This window comes from Bacteriovorax stolpii (assembly GCF_002872415.1).
In the GTDB taxonomy this organism is placed as follows: domain Bacteria; phylum Bdellovibrionota; class Bacteriovoracia; order Bacteriovoracales; family Bacteriovoracaceae; genus Bacteriovorax; species Bacteriovorax stolpii.
The window spans coordinates 1,383,731-1,408,634 of record NZ_CP025704.1 but is presented as its reverse complement, the minus strand read 5'-3'; the positions used below and the strand labels follow the sequence as shown (position 1 = coordinate 1,408,634).

Here is a 24,904-nt window from a genome sequence, read left to right as displayed (position 1 = left end):
CCTTTTTATTTAGGAAACTTATGGGCCAAATCGTAATCAATAAAGACCTGGCAAAGGCCATCTCAGACTTTCAACTTCCGGAGAATTTAGGATTCGGAAATGTCATGGCACCAGTGATGGCGAGTTGCTCATATGAGAATGGAAAATGGGGTCCGCTTGAACTTCTTCCTTACGGGCCAATCACAATGTATCCAACGGCCAAAGTTCTTCACTACGCTCAGGAAATTTTTGAAGGAATGAAAGCTTATCGTGTTAACGGAAAAGGTCCTTTTATTTTCCGTCCTGAAGAAAATCACCTGCGCTTTAATCGCTCAGCTGAAAGAATGGCGATGCCGCACGTCCCTTACAATATTTTCATGCAAGCGGTTTTAGATGTAACAGCTTATTCTTCAAACTTTGTTCCAAGAAGAACTGGTGAATCGCTTTACCTTCGCCCTTTCATGTTTGCTTCGGAAGAGTCTCTGGGAATCAAACCTGCTGAAAAATTCAAGTTCATGGTCATCGCTTCTCCCTCTGGTTCATACTTCTCTGGAGCCGGTCTTTCAGTTTACATTGAAAGAGAAAATGCCCGCGCTTTCCCAGGAGGAACTGGGTTTGCAAAAACTGGTGGAAACTATGCTGCTGGTTTAGCTGCGGCCATCACCACAAAAAATTTAGGATTCGTTCAGACGCTATGGCTGGATGCTGTTCATAAAAAATACATCGAAGAAATGTCGGGAATGAACGTGTTTGTTGTCATCAACAACGAACTTCACACGTCGACTCTGGGAGATACAATCCTGGATGGAATCACCCGCAAATCGCTTATCACTCTGGCGCAGGACCTTGGTTACAAAGTTGTTGAGAGAAAAATTGATGTGGACGAAATGCTTGCAGATATCAAGTCTGGCAAGTGTACAGAAGCGTTTGCTTGCGGTACTGCGGCCATCATCACTCCGATCAATTATTTTGGTGAGGCCAATGGCGATAGATACCCACTTCACTACCCGGATGGAAAAGTTTCAACTATCCTGAGAGAAAAGCTCCTAGCTATCCAGGAAGGCCGCGAACAGGACCCATATAAATGGGTCACTGTTGTCGAACCAAAAACTCTTAATTAAAAAAATGAACAGTCGGAAGCACTAATAAACAGATCATTCCGATGATTGTGGGGATTAGTGCCCATAAGAAAAGTCTCACAGGATTGATGCCATCAGCACCAAAAGTGTCTTTTAAAATTCCAAATCCGGCAGGATTTGGGGCATTCGCAATAACTGTAAGTCCACCACCAGCGACAGCTCCGGCCACTAAAGAGTATTTTGAACTCTCTGACAACTCGACCAGACTTCCTAGGTAAGTTAAGGCCGCATTGTCTGTAATCGCCGTTAATGAAGTTGCTCCAACAAATAAGGCCAGGTCACTCATGCTGGATAAAAGTGGCTTTAACCACCACGCCTGCATTCCCCCTAGAGTTACTAGTCCCGCCAGGAAAAACGCTACCAAAAAAGATGTTTTGATCTTTAAAGGGTCCTGGAACTTTTCGGTGATCTTCACAAACCCAAGGAAAAAAGCAAATACTCCAATAAATACTTTTGGGTGATGAGCGGTGTAGACAACTAAAAATAAAAACACCACGTGGAAGAAAATTTTCCACCAGGCAGGGGCCAGGTAATCGGCCTTTTTTTCTTTTTGTTTTACATAACCTTTAAGTTCTTTCTTAAAGAAAAAAGCATAAAGCGATGTTGAAATCAAAATGGCCAGAAGAGACTTATAGCCAAAATGCTCCAGCATATACACTGTGTCCCAACTCCACTTGCTTGCCACCATTAAAACTGGAGGGGCTGCAAAATGAGTGAGTGTTCCGCCAATTGAAACATTCACAAACAACAGGCCAAGAGTGGCGTATTTAAATTTGAGCGAGACTTGAGTTTTATAAAAGGCATCTAAAAGAATGAGGGCCGTCACCGTCATGGCCGCGGGCTCAGTAATAAAAGAACCCAGAATCGGTCCAATAATGAGAGCGGATAAATAGAAGGCCATTTTTTCTTCGACACCGGGAATAATGCGCGCAAAAAAGCCGATGACTTTTTCAGCCAAAATAACCACGGGCCTGGTGGCCGCAATACACATGATAACAAAAACAAAGGCGGGCTCTGTATAGTTAAGTGAATCGATGTAACCAATGGCAGACTCTGCGCCACTTAAAAAAAGATAGAAAATAAGAAAGACAAGGGCCCATAGGCCAAAGACAACTTCTACTTCGGCAAGATAGTGCCAAATGTTAGCAGCAAAAGAGCCTTTCGGTTTCCGGTCAGCAATATGTTCAAACTTGCTGACCAGGAATGTGTGAATAATAGCGAGGAAAAAAAGCGCCGTGCCGACAATTTCTAAAGAAGAGACCTGCACCAATTAACCGTCTTTTCCGATTGAAGCTACAGGACAAGCTTCAAGCTGCTCTTGGCAAAGTTCGATATCCGCCGCTGTGACTGGTTGTTTCCAAACATAGGCGTTACCGTCTTCGTCTTCTTTAAAGAACTCAGGTGCACCCGTGTAACACACGTTACAAGCGATACATCCTTCTCCGTTATCATCATCTGGATCTGTGCAGTACCATGCTCCAGCGATATTGAGCTTATGCTTCATACTTTTGTTGGCCATAAAAATTCCTCCGGGACTTAAACCTCAACATAATAGCGAAAAAATTGTGATCTATGAAGAGTTATTTGCTAAACTAGGACCCTCAAAACTATTGAAGGAAACATTTGTATGGCGTCTAAAACAACATTGGAAAAAGCAAAAGAATGGGCCCAAAACTCTTATTTTAGCCCTGAATCCAGAGCAGAAATAAGTGCCTTGATTGAGGCCAATAACCAAAAAGAAATTGATGAGCGCTTCTACAAAGACCTCGAGTTTGGAACTGGTGGTATGAGAAGTATCAGAGGCCAGGGAATTAACCGCATTAATATTTATACAATCAGAAAGGCTACACAGGCCCTCTGCCTTGAAGTGCTGGCGCAAAAGAGTGCCAATCCTTCAATCTGTATCAGCTACGACTCTCGCATCTGGTCTTTTGAACTGGCAAAAGTCGCTGCTGAAGTCATGGCCGGAAATGGCGTTAAAGCTTACATCTACAAGCACCTTAACCCGGTTGCTCTTTTATCTTTTGCTGTCCGCTCTCACAAGTCGATGGCAGGAGTCATGGTTACGGCTTCTCACAATCCACCTGAGTATAACGGGTATAAAGTTTTTTGGTCTGATGGAGCGCAAGTCACTCCACCAAATGATCAAAACATCATCAACAACTATTACGGGATCACTGACTTCACAACCATCAAAACGATGGGCTTTGATGAAGCTGTGAAAGCGGGAATGATTTCGTGGATCGACGACTCAGTTGAAGAGTCTTACTACAAGGCCATTCTAAGTAAATCAATCAACCCACAAATATGCAAAGATAATGGTGGAAAACTAAAAGTGATCTACACTCCCATTCACGGAGCTGGCCTTGTTCCCTGCTCGCGCGCACTGGCCGATTTGGGATTCACTAATGTTCACGTTGTTCCTGAGCAGGCAAAACCAGACGGGAATTTTCCAACTGTAAAGAGCCCAAATCCGGAAAACCCATCGGCATTAAAAATGGCCGTAGACCTAATGGAAAAGCTTGGCGGCGATATTGTTATGGGAAGCGACCCGGACACTGACCGTCTTGGTGTAGCGATTAAAGTTGATGGAAAGATCCACTACCTGACAGGAAACCAAATCGGAATTTTAAAACTGCACTACATGCTTTCTGAGATGAAACAAAAAGGAAATCTCGATGGCGAAAACTACGTCGTCAAATCAGTCGTAACAACTCCCCTTCTGGATACAATCGCTAAGAAATTCGGCGTAGAAATCTACAACACTCTGACTGGTTTCAAATGGATTTGTGGAAAGATGAACGAGCTGGAAAAGACAGCTCCACAAAAAAGGTTCGTTTTTGCGACAGAGGAATCTTTTGGATACCTTTGCCACAACTTCGCCCGCGATAAAGACGGGGTAAGCTCAGTGTCTCAGATGGCGGAAGTGGCCCTTTTCTATAAACTAAAAGGCATGAACCTCCTGGACGCTCTCGATAAAATCTATGAAGAATTCGGCTTTTCTAGAGAGGATTTATTGTCTCTGGACTATTTCGGCATTGAAGGGCAAGAAAAAATTTCACGAATCATGACAAACTTCAGAAACTTCAGCGATAACACTATCCTTGGACATAAACTGGTGCAGATCAAGGATTACTCTAAGGGAATCGAAGGGCTTCCAAAGAGCAACGTGCTGGGCTTCTTCTTTGAAAACGGCAACCAGGTTTATCTTCGCCCATCTGGAACAGAACCTAAGATTAAGTTCTACATCATGATCCAGGAGCGCGAGGGCACTCTTTCAAATAAAAAAATTAATGCCGAAATCAAGGCCACACAGTTCCTCGATTATTTTAAAGCGGCATCAGAACGAGCATAATTTATGACACAAAAAAGTAGAGATTTAGCAGTATGTTTAGTAAGCGGTGGAATGGACTCACTAGTGTGTGCCGCCATCGCCAATACCGAATATGAAAATCTTGCTTTCCTGCATTTGAACTACGGTCAAAAAACTGAAGAGCGCGAACTTGAGAGCTTCAAGAAGATCGCTGAGTTTTACAAAGTTCCAAAGAATCTTCAAAAGATTATTGACGTGTCTTTCTTAAAGCAAATCGGCGGCTCTTCACTGACTGACGATAATATCGACGTCAAAAAATACAAAGGCGATTCAGAGGAGATCCCTGATTCATACGTGCCTTTTAGAAATACGCACATCATCTCTATGGCCGTTTCATGGGCCGAAGTGGTGGGCGCTAAAAAGATCTTTATCGGAGCTGTCTACGAAGACTCTTCTGGATACCCGGACTGCCGTCCTTCTTACTACAAAGCGGTCAATGCGCTTATTAAAGAAGGGACAAAAAACGGCGATATCGAAGTGATCACTCCGGTGATCTTCATGAAAAAAGACGAGATCGTAAAAAAGGCCGTTGAGCTTCATGCTCCTCTGGAATTTAGTTATTCTTGTTATGAAAGAAACGACAAAGCTTGTGGAGTGTGTGACTCATGCGCGCTTCGCTTAAGAGGTTTCCAGAAGGCCGGGATTGAAGATCCAATTGAGTATGTGACGAGACCTAAATACTAGGACTAGAATCCAAAAGCAGTCGAGACACCGTTTTGGTAAATTGAAGACGATGATGTCGTTCCCAGGTATCCGCCAATTCCGATTGACCCGGACATCATCCCTGTGTTGTACATTGATGGCATTCCATACATTGAAGAACCCCAGTACCCTCCACCGTAGCCAGACATAAAGCCCGAGCTAAATCCGTTTGATTGAAATGGGTTTCCGTATCCGCCGTAGCCATTACTCATCATTCCGCCGTAACCAGCGTAGCTGCCGTATCCATAACCATTGCAGGCCGAAGAAAAAGCATTGGCCTCAGAAGCCGTAATTGGGTTAGCCCCGATTGTTGTGTTGTAATTTAGATAGCTGTTGTAGCGGTTCGTGCACTCAGTGAATCCTGAAGCATAAGCTTCGGCCCACTTCTTTTGAGTTTCGTGTTGGTACTTGGCCACAGTGTATGTTCCGGCAAGGTAGGCCAGTGGCTGAGCGATCACTCCCAGCGCCTCAACAATACCGTTACTCTCATCTTTTTGCTGAAAGATACAGTCGATACAATCCACTCCTGCTTCTCCTGCTGACTCAGCGATCTGCAGGCGAAGACAAGCGCGGTACTCGTCTTGGTAGGCCGGGTGATTCATCCCTTCACAGTCCCTTGCCTTCCCTGCCGCATGCAAAGGTCTAACATCCATCAGGATGCTAATTAAGATAAGAATCAAAAGAATGACTTTAGGGGCCAGCTTCATAGCTACCTTATCGGTTGATAATCCCGTTTTAATGAGGACCTTTTAAACTGCTAACCCCTTGATATTGAGCATGAGATGGGGGCCAGAGCTGTCTACTTTTTAGAGGGTCCGGATAAAAATTTCAAAAGGCCCCATCTATGTCCGGACTATGGCTATCATACTGTGGAAGTGTTGAAACTTTATGGAGACAACTATGAAACTTTCGCTTTTTGCTGCTCTTTTACTTTTATCAACAGTTAACGTGCACGCGATCCCGCCAGTGCCGCCTTCGCCTATTAAATCTGAGCCTGTGGTTCTTAACTGCAAAGACCTAAACGCTCTGACTGAAGAAGAGATTGAAGAATTAAATCAGGACCCGGAAAGAATCGTTTCTGTGGATCATGAGCTTCGCGAAGTGTGTTTTAAAGCAAACTAAGAATAAATTAAAGTCGAACGGAGTGAAGAAATTCTTCGAAGGTCTTCACTCCTCTTTTTTTGAATTCAAGATCAAGCCGTGCTTCGATCTCAAAGAGCATTGCCGGCCCCTGAAAAATAAAAGCAGAGTAAATCTGGGCCAGGCCTCCGCCCGCTCTCCAGAAATCCATTAAATCATCAAAGGAAGAAATACCACCGACACCAATCAGAATTCCTTCGGAGTGAGAATGTTTCATTTCTTTTAATAAGTACTCGCGTGTCTCGCGCGCTTTTTTCGTAAGAAGCTTTCCACTGATCCCGCCTTCTCCACGCTCTTTCATAATCGTCGTATTAGTCGCGATAATTCCATCGAGCTTGTATTCATTTACCAGGCCTACAACTGAAGAGAGTTCTTCAAGCGCCATATCCGGTGAGACTTTAACTAAGAGTGGTTTGTGATTTTTTTTTCTTTCGCTATCGACGGCCTCAAAGATCTGGCGAAGACCAGCGTCTTTTAAAAGGTCGCGAAGCCCCGGTGTATTTGGTGATGAAACGTTGATCACCAGATAATCAGAATAAGGAGCAAAGTCTTTGTATAAAACAGCGTAGTCCTTAGGTGCATCTTCATTAGACGTCACTTTATTTTTACCTAAGTTCACTCCGAGAATTTTATGGCGACGGCGGGCGTTTTTCACATTTTCTAAGATCACTTCTGATCCGAAATTGTTAAAGCCCATGCGGTTTCTTAATGACTCTTCTTCCGGGTAACGAAACAAACGAGGTTTATCGTTTCCGGCCTGAGCTTTAGGAGTGACGGTTCCCACTTCGACAAAACCAAAAGGCAGAGCAGTTAAAAAACCAATCGCTTCTGCATTTTTATCAAGACCTGCTGCGAGCCCTATAGGATTTTTAAAGTCGAGTCCCATCGCTTTAAAGTGAAAGCGCGGGTCATCTTTGTGATCAGGAAGCAATCCACCAAGGGACTTCATCGAGTGAATCGTCAGTTCATGGGCGCGTTCAGCGTCCATGGCAAAAGCGATATTTTTAAAAAATGGGTAAGTGATTTTATACAGGTTAATAAAGCTGAACGAAGTCCCCTTCAAGGACTTGCCCTCCAGAATGTAGAATGGCAATTGATCCGTCTGTCCCGAAATAGTCGACGACTTCAATTGTCCCTTTCATATCCCCTTTACTCATCCCGATTAAGGCCCCTGTTTCTGGGTCGTAGATCTCAGTTCCTTCAGTGATAATCTTTAAGATGTCACCGATATTGATTCCACTTTCTCTTCCGGCATTGAGGTAAACTTTTGTACCAATGATTTTGGCCACGCGTCCGACCCAGTCAAGCTTACTGGCAAGCTCCACCACTTTTGGCACAGACTTTCTGACGGCCACGCGAACAGCATAACGAAGCAGATCTCTGCGGTAAGCAAGGTAGTCTTCTCTATCAGATGAGAAGAATCTATAAGTGCTGTCGTCGGCGTATCCGCCAAGTGTTTCAGTATAAATTTCTTTTCCAGCGTTCACATCAAAAACGCGCACTTCAACTTTTGATTCTGTATAAGATTTTGTTTGTCTCACAATCCCGATCTCATCGGACTTCTCGCGGACGCGGGCATCAATGACACGGCCAAAAATGATAAAATTAATTCCGGCGATCTTTGCTTGTCTGGTTAACTGCACCAGCTTCATCCCTCCGCCCACATAAATTTCTTTTGACGGGCCAAAGAGTTTTGCTGAACTTGGATCGACGATAAACTCACCTGAACGGCTAAGCTCCATTCTAAGTTCTTCTGTGGCATTGACTTCCAGGTCTTCGCTTTCAAATGGCGATTCGTTGAAAAACGGCAGAAGCGCGATTTTCTTTTTCACACCGGAGAAGTATTTTCTTTCTTCAGCACGCGGGCGCTGGCCGCGGCTATCGCGTTGAACAACATTGGATGAACAAGCTACCAGCATGTTCAGTGAGAGCATCATTAAGAAGAAATTCCTGACCATTTCGCTTCCTCGTTCTTTAGATATAGGTCTACTTCTTAATTATTTGCCTGTTTCTCAATAATTGCAAAACTGTGGTTTTCAGAGGAGAAAAGAAGAATTTTTTGCTCGTTTAGAGAGTATTTTCCTCCATCTTTTGCCAGCCTCGCATAAAGACTCTCCACCGGAAGCGTACTTTTTACCGAGATCACCGAAGCTTCAGTAGAATAACTCTTTAGCTCCGCCACCAGCCCCACATCCTTAAACTGCTCGGCCAGGAAACTATTGACCTGAGTGATATCAAAAAGCCCGTGTTTCCCAGTCACTTTCATTTCAACCATTGTCAGTGTGCTTGTCGCGCGGTTGAGTTCTAGCGAGCTATTGATTCTCACTGTCTGCGAGTTAAGCAGGTTATAAATTAAGCTCGCTAAGTTTGAGCTTAAATCTTTTGGATTATAAATAGTGAATTCTCTTTTTTGTGTCGGGAAATCAAAACCAACGAGTGTCTGATTCGTTTTTGTATTCACCAACAGGTACTGCGCTGTCAGTTCAAAACGGGCACTCTTTCTGTCCTGGAAGACTTCAGCGCGCTTAAGCTGCGAGTTCCATTTGAGAGTTACTGACTCAGCATTCATGTTCGAAGGAATTTGTGTCAGGTCTTTGTCTAAAACCACCACGTTTCCGAAGTTTTTAAACTGCGTTGTCGCCCACTTCTTCCACGACTCAACAATGACACCTGAGAAATTTTCGGCCTTACTGACACCTACGTCACTCCAGCTCATTGAATCGTCAATTCTGATATCCGGACGAATGTAAAAAGTTTTGATTGTTACATCAGGAAGATTTGAAAGATACTCGTTAAAAAGAGCATCGACTTTTGCTTTATCCAGGTCGTACTTAAAAACTGAACGCTCAAATTCGTCTGTGGGATTGGCCGGTTGGCTTAACATTGTCACATTCAAGAAGATTGGTTTTAAAAGTTCAATTTCCTGATCATCTGTAAGCTTTTTTTCTTCGAGCTTTGCCCAGAATTTATCTGAATCAAGGTCTCTGGCAATCAGCTCTTTAGTCAAGGCCTGATGGTAACCATTTAAAGTCATAAGCATCAGTACTGGAACTTTTACAGCTGGGTCAGTTGAAACAAGTGTGTCCTTTTTTAAGGCCACACTCACTTCTTCTGCATAGATATTAAAAGAAAAACATAAAACAAGGAGAAACAGGGCAATGCTTTTATTGAGCATGAACATCCTCTAGTCTTCCATCGATAATGAACTTAACAGCATCGCGGTTAAACACTTCATTAATCTGATGGGCCATCTGTGGCGTTGGATTAATTAAAAATTCTTCCCCTAACGGCAGTCTCGCCTTTCCGCCCGGACCTTCAAAGATCATGTGCATTGGAGTGGCGCCACGGTAAGAAAGAAGAACCTGGCGAAGTTTATTGAGCTTCATTTCCGTCAAATCAGAAAGGTCGACGTTGATACGTACACCTGTGATCTTGTTTTCTGAATGCTCTTTAAGCTTTAAAATTTTATCAGCGAAGATCTTTCTTGGATTTTCCTGAAGGTTGACAAAACCTTCCACCAGCACCGGTTCATCACTGCTTAAAATCATTTCGTATTCTGCAAAAACTTTCGGGAAGACGATACATTCAATCTTCGCATCCAAATCTTCCAGAGTCGCAAAACACATTTTATCACCTTTTTTCGTCAGGATGTTTTTGCGGCCAGAGATTTTCCCAGCAAGAGTCATCGTGCGTTTTTGGTCGGAGCCCAGGATATCCTGAACGTGGCCAATGGGCATTGTCGAGAGCTCTTTCATTAAGTTTTTATAACGATCAAGCGGGTGCCCAGAGATGTAAATCCCCATCAACTCCGCTTCGTGGTTAAGTTTTTCCAGGTCATCAAAGTCTCTTACTTCCTGAATGTCTAAGTTTGATTCAGCAGTCTGAGACATTGATTCTCCACCTAAATCAAAAAGAGAAACCAATCCCAGAGAAGCTTCTTCCTGGCGCTTTTTACAGTAAGCTAAGATCATTTCCAGGTTTTCTAAAAGAGTCTTTCTATTTAGCTTTTCGATACTATCGAAAGCTCCTACTTTAATCAGCGATTCAAACACGCGAGTGTTTACAATTTTTAAGTTGATACGTTCACAGAAATCCAGGAAACCTTTGAATGGTCCGTTTTCTGTTCTTTCACGTACGATTTCTTCGACAGCGTTTTGACCGACGTTCTTAACAGCTCCCATACCAAAACGGATGTTTGTTCCGACAACGTTAAACGGCCATAAAGACTCGTTTACATCTGGAGGAAGAACTTCGATGTTAAAGTGTTTAGCATCGTTGATATACTGAGTGATCTTATCCATTGACCCAAGTTCTGTAGAAAGAAGGGCCGCAAAGAATTGTGCTGGATAATAGTACTTAAGCCATGCTGTCTGGTACGAAATAACTGAGTAAGCAACGGCGTGGGATTTGTTGAATCCGTATTCAGCGAATTTTTCCATCTTGTCGAAAAGCTCGCTGGCCACTTTTAAATCGTATCCGCGCTCTTCGGCCCCTTTCATGAAAATCTGACGGTGGTGGGCCATCTCATCAGCTTTCTTTTTCCCCATCGCACGACGAAGCATATCCGCTTGTCCGAGCGAGTATCCGGCAACAATACGGGCAACGTTCATTACCTGCTCTTGGTAGATAATAACTCCGTACGTATCTTTTAGAACCGGCTCAAGACTCTCGAATGGGTAGTGAGTTTTTTGTCTTCCGTGTTTGATTTCAATGAACTCATCCACGATACCAGATTCAAGTGGACCTGGACGGTAAAGGGCGTTGATAGAAGAAATATCGTCGATAGACCCTGGAGCAATACGCTTACACAGGTCGATCATCCCCGAGGATTCTAACTGGAAGACTCCAATCGTTTCACCTTTTGAAATGAACTCATAAACTTTTGGGTCTTCAAGATCGATGTTTTCAATATCGAAGGCCGCATCTTTATCACGTCTAATGAAGTTTGAAGCACTCTCAATAACCGTCAGAGTTTTAAGACCTAAGAAGTCGAATTTTACCAGACCGATTTTTTCCGAGAAGTCCTTATCAAACTGAATAACCTTTTCACCTTCGCGCCCTTTAAACAGTGGACAGTAAGTCACTAGCGGAAGGTTGGTAATGATAACACCCGCAGCGTGAATCGAAGCGTGACGAAGAAGCCCTTCGAGACGGCGGGAAATATTGATAACTTGTTTTACACGCGAGTCGCTTTCCATCAATTCGCCAAGCTTTGGTTCCATCTCCATCGCTTTGTCGATTGTCATCTTCAATTCTTCAGGGATGAGCTTTGAAATGACATCGGCTTCACCGAATGTCAGACCAAATACGCGGGAAACGTCTTTAATAACGGCCTTCGCTTGAAGCTTACCGAAAGTAATGATCTGTCCTACGCGTTCTTCACCGTATTTTTGAGTTACATATTCAATAACTCTGTAGCGGTTATCCTGACAGAAGTCGACGTCGAAGTCCGGCATCGAAATACGTTCAGGGTTGATGAATCTCTCAAAGAGTAAGTTGAATGGAATCGGGTCGACGTTGGTGATGTCCAGAGCATAAGCAACGATTGATCCTGCTCCCGAACCACGTCCTGGACCTACCGGGCAGCCGTGAGTCTTGGCCCACTTGATGAAGTCCGATACGATCAGGAAGTATCCAGGGAATCCCATTTTAATAATCATCGCCAATTCGTCTTCAAGACGTTCTAAGTATTTTGGCTTCACTTCGCTCTCCCAGTTTTCCTGAGCGCGAAGTTTGATAAAGTGTGGACCGTTAAAGCGCTTCTCTAAACCTTCTCTCGCCTGACGAGCGAAGTAATCTGGCGCTGTTTCATCAGTTTCAATTGGATAATCTGGAAGATGGTAAATCTGATTTCCTTTTTCATCTTTCCAGTTGAACTTAACGTTGCACTTATCGGCGATTCTTAAAGTGTTATCACAAGCATCCGGAGCGTAATGAAAAGCCTCTCTCATCTCTTGTGGAGACTTGTAGAAGAATTCATTGGTCGTCAGCTTCATACGCTGTTCATCCATTAACGTCTTCCCCGTCTGCACACACAGCAGAACTTCCTGTGCGGCCGCATCTTCGCGGGTCAGGTAGTGACAGTCGTTAGTTGCAACAAGGTTTACGTTATTAGCGCGGGCGTATTCAATAATTTTTTTGTTAACCGGGATCTGCTCAGGAATTCCGTTTTCCTGAATCTCTAAATAGAAATCTTCACCAAAGAGGTCTCTTAGTTTTTCGATGGCCTTAATCGCGCGGTCGTCCTGATCGGTAAAGAAGTTGTATCCAACTTCTCCCTTTAGGCAGGCCGTCGTACAGATTAGTCCTTCAGAAAATTCGCGAAGAAGTTCATAGTCTGCGCGAGGTTTATAATAAAAACCTTCCATGTAAGCGCGAGAAAGAAGCTTACAAAGGTTTTGGTATCCTGTTTCGTTTTTACATAAAAGAATCAAGTGGTGAATCTGGTGGCGAGACTCCATCTCATCCTGAGATCCAACGACCTTCTGCTTTTTTAGTGCCCCTTTTTCAAAACGCGATCCAGGAGTGAAATAAATTTCAGATCCAAGAATAGGTTTAATGCCGGCGGCTTTACATTGAGTATAGAAATCAATCGCACCAAACATGTTTCCGTGATCGGTTTGCGCGATCGCTGGAACTCCAAGCTCTTGTGCTCTTTTGATTAAATCTTTTAAACGGATTGCTCCGTCCAGAAGTGAGTATTGGGTGTGCAAATGCAGGTGCACGAAACTGTCTTTGTGGGTCTCTAAAAAGGACATAATCCTAGGCTCCTTAGAGGTGTGTGTATGTCCTTAAATTTAAGCATTTTTAATACGCTTTTTGAATCGTATTTTAAGTCAATTTTACACGGTCTCAGAGGGGTTCTTGAGGGTATTCGACTTTTAGCGTAAACTACTTAATAATTCGATCGTTTTTATGGAGAGACTATGAAAGTCCGTGGGTTACGAACCCTTCTTTTTATCCTAGGTGCCCTCGCTGTTGCAGTGGGGTTCGCTTTATACAAAAAGTCTCCTGAAAAAGAGCTGGCAAATGATATGAAAAGTCAGTTGACGGCTGAGGTTACTGAGGAAACAGGCGTGCCGTCTAAACCAAAAACTCTTAAAGAAGTCATGTCTCAAAACCTTAAAAAACAAGAAGAAATGGTCGAGAGAAAAGACTTCGACGACACAGTACTTGGACAAGAGCGCTTTTACACTGAAGCTGAAATCAACGAAATGAGCGAAGAAGATTTTAAGGCCCTGGTCCTCGAAACAGAAAATAAACTTCCTAAGGTTTCTGACATCAGAAAACTTCCTCCGGGGGCCCTTCACCGCACTCCGGCCCCAGTTATCCAGGCGGGAAAAGATTTGGGATTACTCAAAGAAGTTTTAAAAGTGCATGAGTCTTACGAACGAGTGGTGGCCCCTTTCTATGAAAGATGCGCCAAAAGTGCAGAACGCCCGACACCTGTTCGCGCTCTTTGCCTTACGAATTTAATTCAGGTAAAAAAGAAGAATAATGAGAGAATCAATGCAGCTGATTACCCTTCAGACTTAATTGAGCTCTCGAGAATGATTACGGACTTGTAGTTTTTATGAAAAGAAAAAATACGAGACAACCTTCTCCCCAGCTTCCAGGCCAGTTGAGCTTCAACTTCGACGTGCCTAGAGAGCAGGATAGAAATTTTCACTTAGGTGGAAGATCATTTTACTTTTTTGATTTCGACGACAACGTCGCTTTTCTTTCTACTCCCATCATTATTTTTCACAAAAAAACCGGAGCGGAAATTTCACTCTCAAGTGGTGAATTCGCTCACGAGAATAAACACATCGGGATCTCTGGCCCTTATGCTGATTACTACATGGACTTCAACGATGCCCATGGGTCTTTCCGCCATTTCCGCGATAAAGACTTAAACCCGATTGAAGTGAGAGCTGGAAAAAAACAAGGTTTCGTCGAAGACGTTTTAAAAGCACTAAAAGAAGTCGACACTCACTGGAAAGCTCCGTCATGGGAGTATTTCTATCACGCCACTTACAATGAGCGTCCGGTTTCATTAATCACGGCCAGAGGGCATCACCCAACGACTATTATCGAAGGTGTTGACCAGATCGTTAAAGCGGGATACCTGCCACATTCGCCGAACTACCACAGTATTTATCCCGTTTCTAACCCTGAAGTGAGAAAAGACTTAGGGGATATTCACTTTAAGCAAAGTGTGGCCGAACTCAAAAAACACGCAATCCGCGCCAGTGTTGAAAAGGCGATCAATCAATACGGTTACTCACCTTTTCATCGTTTCGGAATGAGCGACGACGACCATAAAAATGTTGAACTCATTACTGAAGAGATGCGCGATTTAAAGAAAAAGTATCCGGAAATGAGCTTTTTTGTTATTGAAACTTTCAAAGACTCTTTCTCAAAACGCGAGGTTCTCCTGCACGAAACGCGCGAAATCATCTCTGCCAAAGAATCAGTGAAGCCACAGCTGTCTCTATTTGATTAACTCTGCATATTTTTCTTCTTTTATGAAAAGGATTCTTCTATCATGATCTCTTAGGAGATTTTCATGAAGATTATTTTCACTCTGCTTTCGCTTTGTTCGTCTCTGGTCTTTGCTCAGGATTACCGCAAAGAGATTCAACCCATTTTTGATAACCGCTGCATTGCCTGCCACAGTTGCCTCAATGGCCCCTGCCAGGTGAACCTGCAAAATTATGACAACTTTTCGCGTGGAGCTCACCATAAAAACGTTTACGAAGGCACTCGTATCGACAGTGTTCCACCAACTCGTCCGGGAATTGACGGAAAAACGCTTATCGACTGGAGAAAGCTTGGTTTCTTCGACACCAACACATCACGCGATTTGGATGAAAACCTTTTTTATCTATTCTTAGGGACGAAACCTCTTACTCAAAGAGACTTGCCACTCAACACAGTTGAAGAAAGTGTGGCATGTATCGACAATACAAAAAACTTAAAAGCGCTTTTTGCTGAAAGCCTCAATATCAAAATGCCTTACGCTCTTCAACCGATTACAGAAAAAGAGCGCATGACTCTAGGAACTTGGCTCGCAAACGGTGCTCCCGGACCAAAAACTCTCTCACCTCCTAAAGAAACACAATCCCAGGTTAGAGAGTGGGAAAATTTCTTTAACCAAAAATCTGAAAAAGAAAAACTGGTGAGCCGTTACTTATACGAACATCTTTTTCTCGCTCACATCTACTTCCCGGAAAAACCAACCGACTTCTACCGCCTGGTGCGCTCTGAAACGAAATGCGATAAAGGAATTTCTGAAATTGCCACCAGAAGGGCCAACGACACCCCGGGGATGAAGGAGTTCTTCTACTGCTTAAAACACCAGGACCTGACGATTGTGGCAAAAACGCATATGCCTTTTTCTTTCACTCCAAAAGTGATGGAGAGATTTAAGCAACTCTTCTTCTCTACGAAGTGGGAAGTTAATAAAAAAGCTGAGGAAGAAAAATACACCTCGGAGGCGGCAGAAAACCCTTTTATCGCCTTCTTTGATATTCCGGTAAAGGCCCGTTACCAATTTTTGTTGGACAATGCCCACTACATCATTAGCACTTTCATCAAAGGGCCGGTTTGTAACGGCAGCAATGCCGTGAACTCGATTCAGGAACAATTTTACGTCATGTTCATTAGTCCTGAATCAGACAACATGGTTCTCTCTAAAGAATTTGAGGCCAAGGCCCGCGATCTTCTGATCCTTCCTGGTGTTTGGGGCAGTGACATCAAACTCGCCGACACCTGGGGACTGACAAAAAAAATCGTCGAGCACCGCGAGGGCTATAGAAATCTTCGTGCCTTAGAAACAAAGAAAAACCATCCTCACGGGTATGCCCTTAGCGATTTATGGGACGGTGATGGTCAAAATAGCAACGCTGCACTGACGGTCTTAAGACACAATGACAATGCTGTGGTCATCAAAGGATTTAAAGGTGATTTGCCTAAAACTCTTTTCTTCTTAGACTATGCTTTAATGGAAAGGCTGGTTTATAACCTGGTGGTGAATTTTGACGTTTATGGAAACATCTCTCACCAGATGCTTACGCGCATTTATATGGACTTAATCCGCATGGAGGCCGAGGAAATGTTTCTTTCTTTTCTTCCACCTCAATCGCGCATGTCTTATCGCAAAGAATGGTATAAAGGATTTCTAGCGGAAGCGAAGCTAAAATATGTCTTCCCACTTCTTGATACCAAAACGCCGACACAGGTAAAATACAAAAATCCCAAACATGCAAAAAGTGAATTTGTTGAACAAGTTCTCTATGGTTATTTAAAAGACAATGTAAAAGGCCCGGCCGATTTTATCAACTGGAAAAATGTCAGGCTTCCTCTGGAAGAAGCTAAAAAAGGTCCCTTAACGCCAGCAGCTTCTCATTTAAGAGATATTTCAGCTGTAAAACCAAAAGGAAAATTCCGTTTCCCAACTTTCTTCCCTGAGGATGCTTACCTGGTTGTCACAAAAGAAAACAAAGAAGTTGAAGTCTTTACCGTGATGAAAAACCGTGAACACGAAAACATTTCATGGATTCTGGGTGAGTCGCTAAGACTCGCGCCTAAGGAAGACACGCTAACGATTCTTGCTGGTTTCTATAGCTACTATCCGAATCTGTTTTTCAAAGTGAAGGAAACTGACCTGGTGAATTTCAAGAATCAAGTCTTAAAGATCAGCAACATCAATGACTACAAAGAGCTGAAGAAAAAGTATGCTGTCTCTCGAGTGGCACCTGATTTCTGGGAAACTTATGACCTATTAAACGCAGTTTATAGAAAGGATTTTCCAATTGAGGCCGGCCATCTGGATCTGACTCGTTATGTGATGGAGTAACCAGACAACAATAACTAGATAAGAATGCCTCTGATACCAATCACGATAAAAATCACTCCCATGATAAGAGCAAAAATATCACTGGGAGTGATTTCGGATTTCCTGAACATTTCAAAATAAACATCGGCCTTTTTCCCTTCCACAAGATACGCATCGATTAAGTACGTTCCCAATAGAGCCGTTAAAGCGCTATTGAATAAAGCGCTGTGGAATTTATATCCTGGAAGCTCGAGGTACCAGTTGAGGACAATCAGACCAAAATGCAAAATAATGAGAATTAAAGAAAAAGAGAGTTTTTCTTTTTTTGAAACTTCTCTTCTGAGTTTGATTCTTCTAAAAAAAAGAAACATCGCCAGGAAAAAAAGTCCCAAAAAAATCTTAAAGAGCCCAAAAAGAAGAATGCCTTCGTTGGTGCTTACTCCCACTCGATTGTCCCCGGAGGTTTTGAAGTAATGTCATAGACCACTCTGGTGATCCCCTTCACTTCATTGGTGATTCGGCGAGAGACCGTCTCTAAAAATTCGTGGGGAAAGTGTGACCAGTTGGCCGTCATCCCGTCACTTGAATTTACCATGCGCAGACAAATCACGTGCTCGTACGCGCGACCATCCCCTTTGACTCCCACTGTTTTAATGGGAAGAAAAACGGTAAAGGCCTGCCACGTTGATTGATAAAGTTTAGCCTCAATCAGTTCTTCAAAAAGAATCTGATCCGACTCCTGCACCATACGGATCGCTTCTGGTTCAATCGCTCCCAGGATTCTCACCCCAAGCCCAGGACCTGGGAATGGATGGCGGTAAACCCAATCGCGTTTTAATCCAAGAGAAAGACCCATCTCGCGCACTTCATCCTTAAAAAGATGGCGAAGAGGTTCTAGGAGTTTTAATTTCATTCTCTCCGGAAGCCCTCCCACGTTGTGGTGAGACTTAATCGTCACCGACTTTCCACCATTAATATGCGGCGAAGACTCGATCACGTCCGGGTAAAGAGTTCCCTGAAGCAGGTACTCGAAATGAATCTTGTGATTTTTTTCGTATTCGTGAACTTTCTTTTCAAAGATCTCAATAAACATGCGACCGATGATTTTTCTTTTTTGTTCCGGTTCATCAACGCTTTTTAGCGCGTTTAAGAAATCATCTTTTGCATCTACGATTTCAATATTGAGATTAGTCTCTCGTTTTAACTTTTGAATATGGTTGTAGTCCTGAATTCTTAAAAGTCCGTTGTCGACAAAAAAGCAGTGCAGGTTTTTTCCTAAGATTCTCTCTGATAAAGTTGCGGCCACCAGCGAGTCAACTCCGCCGGAAAAAGCGCATAGGACTTTTTTATCGCCGATTTCGCGGACCATTTCAAAAGCTTCTTCCAGCATCTCACTGGCATTCCAGTCTTTAGAAAGGTTCGCTACTTTTTGATAGAAGTAATTAAGAATCGATTTTCCGTGTTTTGAGTGTTCAACTTCCGGGTGAAACTGCAGTCCCATAATGGGTTTTGATTTGTGCTTAATTCCCGAGACCAGTTTATTTGAACTCTCCATCACCACATCAAAATCCGCAGGCACGCGGCTGACGTGATCTGAGTGACTCATCCATACGCTCATTTTCCCGGGAGTGCCGGCAATTTTAAACTGATTAGTGAAATGGATGTCAGCGTGCCCGTACTCACCGATGATTCCTTTTTCAACCACTCCACCGAAGAATTTCCCCAGGAGTTGCATCCCGTAACAAATCCCCAGGACGGGAAGGTCTTTATGTTCAAAAATAAAGCTGTAGTCGTACGGGTCTTCAAAAACCGATTGAGGGCCACCAGAGAGCACCAGACATTTAGGAAGATGACCTTCCTGAAAACGCTTGTGGCATTCTTCCAGTGCGATAATTTCGCTGGAGTATCCAAGCTCTCTGGTCTTTCTGGTAATTAATTGAGTGTACTGAGAACCAAAGTCCACAATCCAGATGATCTTTTCAAAATTTTTCATATCTCGTTAACTCAACCTGTAGTTTGGCGCTTCCTTAGTCACAAAGACATCGTGTGGATGGCTTTCTTTTAATGAAGCGTTCGAAATCGTAATAAACTCTGCCTTCTCAAAAAGCTCTGCAAGATTTTTTGCTCCCACATAACCCATTCCCGAACGCAGACCTCCCACTAGCTGGAAGATGTTGGTTGAAAGAGATCCTCTGTAAGGCACTTGTCCTTCAATTCCTTCCGGAACAAGTTTCCCCATATCTTCAACCGCTCCTTGGCCGTAGCGGTCTTTTGATCCTAATGTCATCGCTCCCAATGATCCCATCCCACGGTACACTTTATAAGCGCGCCCTTGGTATAAAACCATTTCTCCCGGAGCTTCATCAGTTCCGGCAAAAAGAGAACCAATCATAACTGAGTTGGCCCCAGCAGCGAGAGCTTTCACCACGTCACCCGAGAGTTTAATCCCTCCATCGGCGATTACTGGAATACCTGCTTTTCTACAGAACTCTGCACATTCTAAAACAGCAGAGAATTGCGGAACACCAATACCGGCAACAACACGAGTGGTACAAATTGATCCAGGACCAATCCCTACTTTCACTCCATCTACTCCGGCGGCAATAAGGTCTTTACAAGCTTGAGCAGTCGCAACGTTTCCGGCAACCACGTCTACTTGTGGAAACGTTTTCTTTAAAAGTTTAACCATCTCTAAAACACCTTTAGAGTGTCCATGAGCAGTATCAACAACCAGAGCATCGACGTGAGCTTCCACTAAAATCTTAGCGCGCTCAAATTCTTTTTCTCCTACCCCAATAGCAGCGGCCACACGCAGGCGTCCGAATGAATCTTTATTGGCGTTAGGGAAAGTGATCGTTTTTAGAATATCTTTAACAGTGATAAGACCATGAACTGATCCATCAGCTCCCACCAGTGGAAGTTTTTCAATGCGGTGTTTGTGCAGAAGTTTTTTAGCCTCATCAATTGAAACTTTTGGATCTGCCGTGACGAGTTTTTCTTTTTTCGTCATAACATCTTTAACTTTCTGATTGAAGTTCGACTCTAACTGCAGGTCGCGGTTAGTAAGAATCCCGGCTATTTTTTTGTTTTTATCAACAACTAGAACTCCGGTGATTTTCTTTTGTCTTTTTAAGTCCATCACGTAACTAAGAGTCGTATCCTCATCGACGCTTACTGGATTTAAAATCATCCCCGCTTCAAACTTTTTTACTTTCTCTACTTCTTCCGCCTGACGGTAGGCCGTCATGTTTTTATGGATAACACCAATTCCGCCTTCTTCTGCTAAAACAATGGCAGAAGGAGCCTCGGTGACTGTGTCCATCGCTGCGGAAACGATAGGAATGTTGAGGGAAATGTTGCGGGAGAATCTGCTTTCGGTACTCGTTTCTGAAGGCAAGTTTTCAGAATAAGCAGGTTTAATGAGAACGTCGTCGTAAGTAAGTGCAAGTTGTTCTTTGACTTTAGTCATACTGCTTCCTCTTTTTTCAAAAAAAAGCAGATCTAAGAATTAAACCCACCAGAACAAGCTAGAGCTTGTTGAGCTGGTCAATTAATTTATCGCTTTCTTTATAATGTGGTGTAGTTGGAATTGTATTCATGTTTTCCGCAGGAACGGCCTGGTCTACAACTGTTTCAGAAACTGATTCCGGAACAGAAGCCGGCGCTCTCTTACTTGTAACAACATTTTTGTCTACAGAAGGTATATCATAGATTGCTGTCGTTGCACTAGTCTCTGATCCCTGTAATCCGTAAATTTTTACAACTAATTTATTAGCGACGGGTGTCGATGCCACTGGTTTTGATTTAGCTTCTTTCTTAACAGGTGCTGTCACTACCTCATGCGCAGGTTTTTTCATATTCATGATTTCAGCTTTGTACTCTTTTTCAAGTTCAGCAGCTTCTTTTTTTCCATGAGACTCTGCACCGTGGTGCTCAGGCACAGAAGCAATCGTTCTTTTTGTCAAAGCAGTATGACCTTCCTCTTGACCTTTGAAGATCTCAGCAGATTTTTTATCCATTGGTCCAACACCCGGGAAAAGAGAAACGAGTTCGCCGTATGTTTTTGCTCCTACTGGAGTTGGATCGCGTGGCATTCCCTCTTCAAAATCTTGGTCGACAAAAGAGAAGTTTCCTTCTGCCACTGTCAGATTCAGCGCCGGTTGTCTTAAGTTTGAAAATTTCATCAGCCCATTGATCACCATCAGCTGAGTTTTTCCTTTAGCAGAGTCGTAAGAGAAAATCGCTTCTCCACCTTGGTAGTTAACAGTAGCGTTGGCCGACGTTAATTTAGCGTCGTCCATTTTATTTAGTGACTGAACCCAAAGGTCCCCGCTTCTTAATTCAACATTGTTTGGAGAGACAGCAACCGACGTTGCACTTCCCATAAAAAATCGATGGTCAGCATTATCGGTGAAAGTCACTTGCCCGGTGTGCTCGACAACGATTTCAGAATTGGCGTAGATCACTTCGCCTTTTTTGATTTCATGAGTTTCACCGTTATAAGAAATAAACCCTGCTCCTTTAATGTCAACGATACGTCCGAATTGAACGGCCGCTGCAAAAGAAAGAGCCGGGATAAAAGCAATGACTGCTACTAATAATTTATTCATTGGTTTTCTCTTCAATTTTTTCATAATATGAGCTTAGAATTTTCCACTCATTTGTATTTCTATATTTCTTTCTAAATTCTTCGACAGTCGCAAAGAACTTCGCTTTATCACCCATCTTCATATGAGTCAGGGCAACCCAAAGTTTTGCGCTTCTAAAATATTGTGATGTTGGGTACTTGTTCATCAGCACCCCAAAGTGCTTAAGTGTCCACTCGTGGTGCTCGCCTGATTCGTAAGCAGAGATCCCTGCTTTAAAATAGAATTCATCATCAAGGTGCTTGAAGTCCGGATAATAGCTCACTAGTGATGTGTAGAACTGTGCTGCTTTTTCAAAGTTCTTTGCTTTAAATTCTTTATCAGCGATCTTCACCATATCATCAGCAGACCATTTATATGTCTTCCACTCTACCAAGTCTTTTTTCACTTCAAATGCAGCGGGTTTTACACTGGCAATCGCGCGCGATGGGGCCGCGCTATGGCTTTCACCATGACCTCCGCCATGAGCAGGAGCTTCTCCATGAGAATTGCTTGCTAGTGACTCTTCAGCGTGTCCGCCTTTATTTGAAAAAGCTTTGTCTTGCTTTAACTTTTGAATATCAAATTCAAGTCTTTTAACTTCTGCACGAAGCTCTCTATTTTCTTTTGCCAGCTTAAGTGCAACGTTTTCGTACTTATTAATCAAAGCGGCCTTGTGCTCAATTTTTTTCATCTCCCCTTCAAAGCTACAAGATGTAACCAGAGGAATGATCAAACATGATGCTAAAAGTGTATTTTTCATAAGTTTCTTCCAAAAAGGCCATAAAGGTTGGCAGTTCTCCTTATGATTTTCGGCAGGATTGGAAAAAAATTTAATCAAAGTATGAGGGGGAGGAATTATTTTGAATTAAATGAACTAAATAAGTCGATTATCCGATCAATTCCATCAACAAAAAGGGCCGGCCCTGGTTGAAGAAAGATCTCGGGCTCTAGTTCAAATATGGCGTTATTTTTAACAGCGCTTACATTGATAAGCTCTGGACGGTTTTTGATGCTCTCAATATCGACCTTTTTCCCACACCATGAGGCCAGGATAATATCAGGATCGTGAAAAGCGACTTCCTTATTAGAGACAAATCTCTCAGAGGCCTTCACCCCTTCCAATGACCTGGCCTCAAAGATATCAACTCCACCACAAAGGCTGACCAGCTCACTAAACCAACGAATCCCACAGATTTGAGGTTCATCCCACTCTTCAAGATAAACTTTCGGTCGCTTCTTTAACGTCTTGGCAAAAGCGCGCCCCATGGCCATCTTTTCTTCCAGGGTTTTTAAATAAGCTTCGGTTTTTGCTCCTTCACCTACCATGTGACCCAGCGTCCACATATAACGAAAAATCTCTTCTAATGAACGCTGGTTGGAAATATAAACGTCAATGCCTTCGGCGATCAGGTCGCGGGCAATGTCTTTTTGAATGTCGGAAAAACCAATGACAAGATCAGGTTTAATCTTTTGAATTTTTTTTAGATTGGCATGAGTAAAAGCTGAAATCACCGGGTGCTGCTTAACTTCCGCAGGTCTTTTTGCATAGACAGAAACACCGGCGATCAAATCACTTCTGCCAATGGCATGAAGAAACTCCACCGACTCTTCGGTCATACAAATAAGGCGTTCGGGGTTATACCTGAAGTTACTCATAGCTAGGAAGTTTGACCACGAAATCCGTCATCTCACCGACTCGCTGATACTTAAGCTCTCCTTCATGGGCCTCAACTAGTCCCTTAGAAATAGAGAGCCCAAGGCCTGTGCCCTTGCCGTATTTTTTGGTCGTGAAAAAGGATTCAAAAATTTTATTTTGCAGCTCCAGAGCAACTCCAGGACCACTGTCTTTAATATGAATCTCAACCCATTTATCATTAGTAAATGCTTCAACCTGAATCACTTTCATTTCTGCGTGCTCAAGAGCATCGATGGCGTTGTTCATTAAATTAATCAACACCTGAGTAATGTATGACGGGTAACAGATAACTTTTGTATTAGGTGCAATCTTTAAATCAAAAGTAATCCCCGATTGAACAATGCGGTCTGAACCCAGAAGAACGATCCCACGGATAAGTTCATCAGCACTCACCGACACCATCTGATCCCCATGACCCTGTCTGGCAAAGGTACTGATCCCTTTAACAATTTGAGAAAGCCTCAAAATTGTTCCTTCTACATCTTCAATAATCTGATCACATTTATCCAAGTCCAGTTCATCGTGAGAAAATAAATTTCTGATCTGATGAAGTTTTCCCTGAATCGTAAAAAGTGGGTTGTTAATATCATGGGCCAGGTTTGAGGCCATTTGTCCCAGTGACTGAAACTTAGCACTCTCAAGCAAAAGCCCCTTCTGTTTAGAGAGTTCTTCTTTAAGGAGTTCATTGAGCTGAATAAAAAAGAATGACAGAAGCGACGCTGAAACAAGAACAAAAGCTAAGTAAAAAAGAAAAACACTTTTAAAGTTCTCCAAATACTGCATTGGTGCAAAAAAGCGATCGTGAAAAGCAGTAAAAAGAACCGCCAGAATAATCATGTTGATGAAAAAACAGATAGTCCCATAAAGCGGCTTAAAATAGAAGGCCGACATAAGGCTGATAGGAACCAGCCAAATCAGGCCAAAGAACCCCATACCATGCGAAGAAAAAGCACTTAAGTAAATGGCCGAGTAAAGAATGACGATTTGAATCCCCGCTCCGATATTTAAAGAAGCTTCAAAGTTGGTGTCTCTGGTTTTGAGAAAAACGACTAGGGATACAAGCGAAATAAGACTAAAGAGAATCCCGATACGCACAAAAAGGTTAATCTGCAGGATATTGGCACCCAGGAAAAACAAGGCCAGGATCACAATGCCCAGTATTCCTGCCGCAACGATAGAGCGGGCCCTAAAGAGCGTCGTAATGTCGACTTGGTCACTTACGTGTTCCGGTAAGAAGAAATCAAGCAAAAGATAGAATTTCTTTAACATCGCTACCCATTATTTACGCGCTTTTATACTAGAAACAGTATGCGAAATGGGCCTCACTTTGTAAACTCTTTGTAAGGATATTGTTATCCAGAGTTAACAATGAGAAAGCTTGTTTTTGCCTCCGGCCGGGAGTAAAATTCTTAAGGATCTTTAAAGATT

The 24,904-nt window shown here is 43.0% G+C and carries 21 protein-coding genes; 7 read left to right on the top strand and 14 right to left on the bottom strand.

What is annotated here, in order from left to right:
- The first annotated feature begins 20 nt into the window (after nucleotides 1-20).
- Nucleotides 21-1,100: a branched-chain amino acid aminotransferase gene (locus C0V70_RS07055; protein WP_102243161.1), complete on the top strand. Its 1,080-nt coding sequence runs from the start codon at nucleotides 21-23 to the stop codon at nucleotides 1,098-1,100.
- On the opposite strand, the gene C0V70_RS07050 is transcribed toward C0V70_RS07055, so the two are convergent.
- Both C0V70_RS07050 and C0V70_RS07045 read right to left on the bottom strand, forming a co-directional pair.
- On the bottom strand, nucleotides 1,093-2,385 hold the full coding sequence (locus C0V70_RS07050) for a putative Na+/H+ antiporter (protein WP_102245466.1): 1,293 nt from the start codon (nucleotides 2,383-2,385) through the stop codon (nucleotides 1,093-1,095). The genes C0V70_RS07055 and C0V70_RS07050 overlap by 8 nt on opposite strands.
- A gap of 3 nt (nucleotides 2,386-2,388) precedes the next feature.
- Nucleotides 2,389-2,637, bottom strand: coding sequence for a ferredoxin (locus C0V70_RS07045; RefSeq protein WP_102243160.1), 249 nt, complete (start codon nucleotides 2,635-2,637; stop codon nucleotides 2,389-2,391).
- A gap of 108 nt (nucleotides 2,638-2,745) precedes the next feature.
- Here C0V70_RS07045 and C0V70_RS07040 point away from each other — a divergent pair, with 108 nt between their 5' ends.
- Both C0V70_RS07040 and queC read left to right on the top strand, forming a co-directional pair.
- Nucleotides 2,746-4,473, top strand: a complete 1,728-nt coding sequence (locus tag C0V70_RS07040; RefSeq protein WP_102243159.1) for a phospho-sugar mutase — start codon at nucleotides 2,746-2,748, stop codon at nucleotides 4,471-4,473.
- Between the two features lie 3 nt (nucleotides 4,474-4,476).
- On the top strand, nucleotides 4,477-5,175 hold the full coding sequence (gene queC / locus C0V70_RS07035; protein WP_102243158.1) for a 7-cyano-7-deazaguanine synthase QueC: 699 nt from the start codon (nucleotides 4,477-4,479) through the stop codon (nucleotides 5,173-5,175).
- Nucleotides 5,176-5,177: 2 nt separating this feature from the next.
- On the opposite strand, the gene C0V70_RS07030 is transcribed toward queC, so the two are convergent.
- The gene (locus C0V70_RS07030) at nucleotides 5,178-5,900 is read right to left on the bottom strand and encodes a hypothetical protein (protein ID WP_102243157.1); all 723 of its coding nucleotides are present in this window, start codon (nucleotides 5,898-5,900) and stop codon (nucleotides 5,178-5,180) included.
- 193 nt (nucleotides 5,901-6,093) lie between these two features.
- On the opposite strand from C0V70_RS07030, the gene C0V70_RS07025 reads away from it, so the two are divergent.
- On the top strand, nucleotides 6,094-6,315 hold the full coding sequence (locus C0V70_RS07025; RefSeq protein ID WP_102243156.1) for a hypothetical protein: 222 nt from the start codon (nucleotides 6,094-6,096) through the stop codon (nucleotides 6,313-6,315).
- A 7-nt stretch (nucleotides 6,316-6,322) separates the two neighbouring features.
- Here C0V70_RS07025 and C0V70_RS07020 read toward each other — a convergent pair whose 3' ends face one another.
- The 4 genes from C0V70_RS07020 to dnaE are packed head-to-tail and all read right to left on the bottom strand — an operon-like array spanning nucleotide 6,323 to nucleotide 13,091.
- Nucleotides 6,323-7,396 carry a quinone-dependent dihydroorotate dehydrogenase gene (locus C0V70_RS07020; protein WP_102243155.1) on the bottom strand — a complete coding sequence of 358 codons (1,074 nt, stop codon included), beginning with the start codon at nucleotides 7,394-7,396 and terminating at the stop codon, nucleotides 6,323-6,325.
- The gene (locus C0V70_RS07015) at nucleotides 7,368-8,291 is read right to left on the bottom strand and encodes a hypothetical protein (RefSeq protein WP_102243154.1); all 924 of its coding nucleotides are present in this window, start codon (nucleotides 8,289-8,291) and stop codon (nucleotides 7,368-7,370) included. The genes C0V70_RS07020 and C0V70_RS07015 overlap by 29 nt, the downstream gene beginning before the upstream one ends.
- A 35-nt stretch (nucleotides 8,292-8,326) precedes the next feature.
- The gene (locus C0V70_RS07010; protein WP_133566759.1) at nucleotides 8,327-9,508 is read right to left on the bottom strand and encodes a hypothetical protein; all 1,182 of its coding nucleotides are present in this window, start codon (nucleotides 9,506-9,508) and stop codon (nucleotides 8,327-8,329) included.
- Nucleotides 9,498-13,091: a DNA polymerase III subunit alpha gene (gene dnaE, locus C0V70_RS07005; protein ID WP_102243152.1), complete on the bottom strand. Its 3,594-nt coding sequence runs from the start codon at nucleotides 13,089-13,091 to the stop codon at nucleotides 9,498-9,500. Before dnaE ends, C0V70_RS07010 begins: the two co-directional genes overlap by 11 nt.
- Before the next feature lie 168 nt (nucleotides 13,092-13,259).
- Here dnaE and C0V70_RS07000 point away from each other — a divergent pair, with 168 nt between their 5' ends.
- From C0V70_RS07000 to C0V70_RS06990, 3 genes are all read left to right on the top strand, one after another.
- The gene (locus tag C0V70_RS07000; RefSeq protein ID WP_102243151.1) at nucleotides 13,260-13,901 is read left to right on the top strand and encodes a hypothetical protein; all 642 of its coding nucleotides are present in this window, start codon (nucleotides 13,260-13,262) and stop codon (nucleotides 13,899-13,901) included.
- Nucleotides 13,902-13,906: 5 nt separating this feature from the next.
- Nucleotides 13,907-14,818: a hypothetical protein gene (locus C0V70_RS06995; RefSeq protein WP_243733601.1), complete on the top strand. Its 912-nt coding sequence runs from the start codon at nucleotides 13,907-13,909 to the stop codon at nucleotides 14,816-14,818.
- Between the two features lie 63 nt (nucleotides 14,819-14,881).
- Nucleotides 14,882-17,173, top strand: coding sequence for a fatty acid cis/trans isomerase (locus C0V70_RS06990; protein WP_208107814.1), 2,292 nt, complete (start codon nucleotides 14,882-14,884; stop codon nucleotides 17,171-17,173).
- A 14-nt stretch (nucleotides 17,174-17,187) separates the two neighbouring features.
- Here C0V70_RS06990 and C0V70_RS06985 read toward each other — a convergent pair whose 3' ends face one another.
- The 7 genes from C0V70_RS06985 to C0V70_RS06955 all read right to left on the bottom strand — a co-directional run bounded on the left by C0V70_RS06985 (nucleotide 17,188) and on the right by C0V70_RS06955 (nucleotide 24,745).
- The gene (locus C0V70_RS06985; RefSeq protein ID WP_102243150.1) at nucleotides 17,188-17,598 is read right to left on the bottom strand and encodes a hypothetical protein; all 411 of its coding nucleotides are present in this window, start codon (nucleotides 17,596-17,598) and stop codon (nucleotides 17,188-17,190) included.
- Entirely contained in the window at nucleotides 17,589-19,145 is a 1,557-nt protein-coding gene (gene guaA, locus C0V70_RS06980) for a glutamine-hydrolyzing GMP synthase (RefSeq protein WP_102243149.1), read from the bottom strand. The genes C0V70_RS06985 and guaA overlap by 10 nt, the downstream gene beginning before the upstream one ends.
- Before the next feature lie 6 nt (nucleotides 19,146-19,151).
- Nucleotides 19,152-20,621, bottom strand: a complete 1,470-nt coding sequence (guaB, locus tag C0V70_RS06975) for an IMP dehydrogenase (protein WP_102243148.1) — start codon at nucleotides 20,619-20,621, stop codon at nucleotides 19,152-19,154.
- Between the two features lie 58 nt (nucleotides 20,622-20,679).
- Nucleotides 20,680-21,762: a hypothetical protein gene (locus tag C0V70_RS06970; protein WP_102243147.1), complete on the bottom strand. Its 1,083-nt coding sequence runs from the start codon at nucleotides 21,760-21,762 to the stop codon at nucleotides 20,680-20,682.
- Nucleotides 21,755-22,540: a tetratricopeptide repeat protein gene (locus C0V70_RS06965; protein WP_102243146.1), complete on the bottom strand. Its 786-nt coding sequence runs from the start codon at nucleotides 22,538-22,540 to the stop codon at nucleotides 21,755-21,757. Before C0V70_RS06965 ends, C0V70_RS06970 begins: the two co-directional genes overlap by 8 nt.
- 95 nt (nucleotides 22,541-22,635) lie before the next feature.
- Nucleotides 22,636-23,397 (bottom strand): ABC transporter substrate-binding protein, encoded by a 762-nt coding sequence (locus C0V70_RS06960; protein ID WP_158649605.1) that lies wholly within the window; start codon nucleotides 23,395-23,397, stop codon nucleotides 22,636-22,638.
- Between the two features lie 31 nt (nucleotides 23,398-23,428).
- The gene (locus C0V70_RS06955; RefSeq protein ID WP_102243144.1) at nucleotides 23,429-24,745 is read right to left on the bottom strand and encodes a sensor histidine kinase; all 1,317 of its coding nucleotides are present in this window, start codon (nucleotides 24,743-24,745) and stop codon (nucleotides 23,429-23,431) included.
- Nucleotides 24,746-24,904: the final 159 nt, after the last annotated feature.

What these genes read in the sequence shown, in the direction of transcription:
- C0V70_RS07055 (WP_102243161.1), top strand. Translation starts at nt 21, where the DNA reads ATGGGCCAAATCGTAATCAATAAAGACCTGGCAAAGGCCATCTCAGAC.
- C0V70_RS07045 (WP_102243160.1), bottom strand. Translation starts at nt 2,637, where the DNA reads ATGGCCAACAAAAGTATGAAGCATAAGCTCAATATCGCTGGAGCATGG.
- C0V70_RS07040 (WP_102243159.1), top strand. Translation starts at nt 2,746, where the DNA reads ATGGCGTCTAAAACAACATTGGAAAAAGCAAAAGAATGGGCCCAAAAC.
- queC (WP_102243158.1), top strand. Translation starts at nt 4,477, where the DNA reads ATGACACAAAAAAGTAGAGATTTAGCAGTATGTTTAGTAAGCGGTGGA.
- C0V70_RS07030 (WP_102243157.1), bottom strand. Translation starts at nt 5,900, where the DNA reads ATGAAGCTGGCCCCTAAAGTCATTCTTTTGATTCTTATCTTAATTAGC.
- C0V70_RS07025 (WP_102243156.1), top strand. Translation starts at nt 6,094, where the DNA reads ATGAAACTTTCGCTTTTTGCTGCTCTTTTACTTTTATCAACAGTTAAC.
- C0V70_RS07015 (WP_102243154.1), bottom strand. Translation starts at nt 8,291, where the DNA reads ATGGTCAGGAATTTCTTCTTAATGATGCTCTCACTGAACATGCTGGTA.
- C0V70_RS07010 (WP_133566759.1), bottom strand. Translation starts at nt 9,508, where the DNA reads ATGCTCAATAAAAGCATTGCCCTGTTTCTCCTTGTTTTATGTTTTTCT.
- dnaE (WP_102243152.1), bottom strand. Translation starts at nt 13,091, where the DNA reads ATGTCCTTTTTAGAGACCCACAAAGACAGTTTCGTGCACCTGCATTTG.
- C0V70_RS07000 (WP_102243151.1), top strand. Translation starts at nt 13,260, where the DNA reads ATGAAAGTCCGTGGGTTACGAACCCTTCTTTTTATCCTAGGTGCCCTC.
- C0V70_RS06995 (WP_243733601.1), top strand. Translation starts at nt 13,907, where the DNA reads ATGAAAAGAAAAAATACGAGACAACCTTCTCCCCAGCTTCCAGGCCAG.
- C0V70_RS06990 (WP_208107814.1), top strand. Translation starts at nt 14,882, where the DNA reads ATGAAGATTATTTTCACTCTGCTTTCGCTTTGTTCGTCTCTGGTCTTT.
- guaA (WP_102243149.1), bottom strand. Translation starts at nt 19,145, where the DNA reads ATGAAAAATTTTGAAAAGATCATCTGGATTGTGGACTTTGGTTCTCAG.
- guaB (WP_102243148.1), bottom strand. Translation starts at nt 20,621, where the DNA reads ATGACTAAAGTCAAAGAACAACTTGCACTTACTTACGACGACGTTCTC.
- C0V70_RS06970 (WP_102243147.1), bottom strand. Translation starts at nt 21,762, where the DNA reads ATGAATAAATTATTAGTAGCAGTCATTGCTTTTATCCCGGCTCTTTCT.
- C0V70_RS06965 (WP_102243146.1), bottom strand. Translation starts at nt 22,540, where the DNA reads ATGAAAAATACACTTTTAGCATCATGTTTGATCATTCCTCTGGTTACA.
- C0V70_RS06960 (WP_158649605.1), bottom strand. Translation starts at nt 23,397, where the DNA reads ATGACCGAAGAGTCGGTGGAGTTTCTTCATGCCATTGGCAGAAGTGAT.
- C0V70_RS06955 (WP_102243144.1), bottom strand. Translation starts at nt 24,745, where the DNA reads ATGTTAAAGAAATTCTATCTTTTGCTTGATTTCTTCTTACCGGAACAC.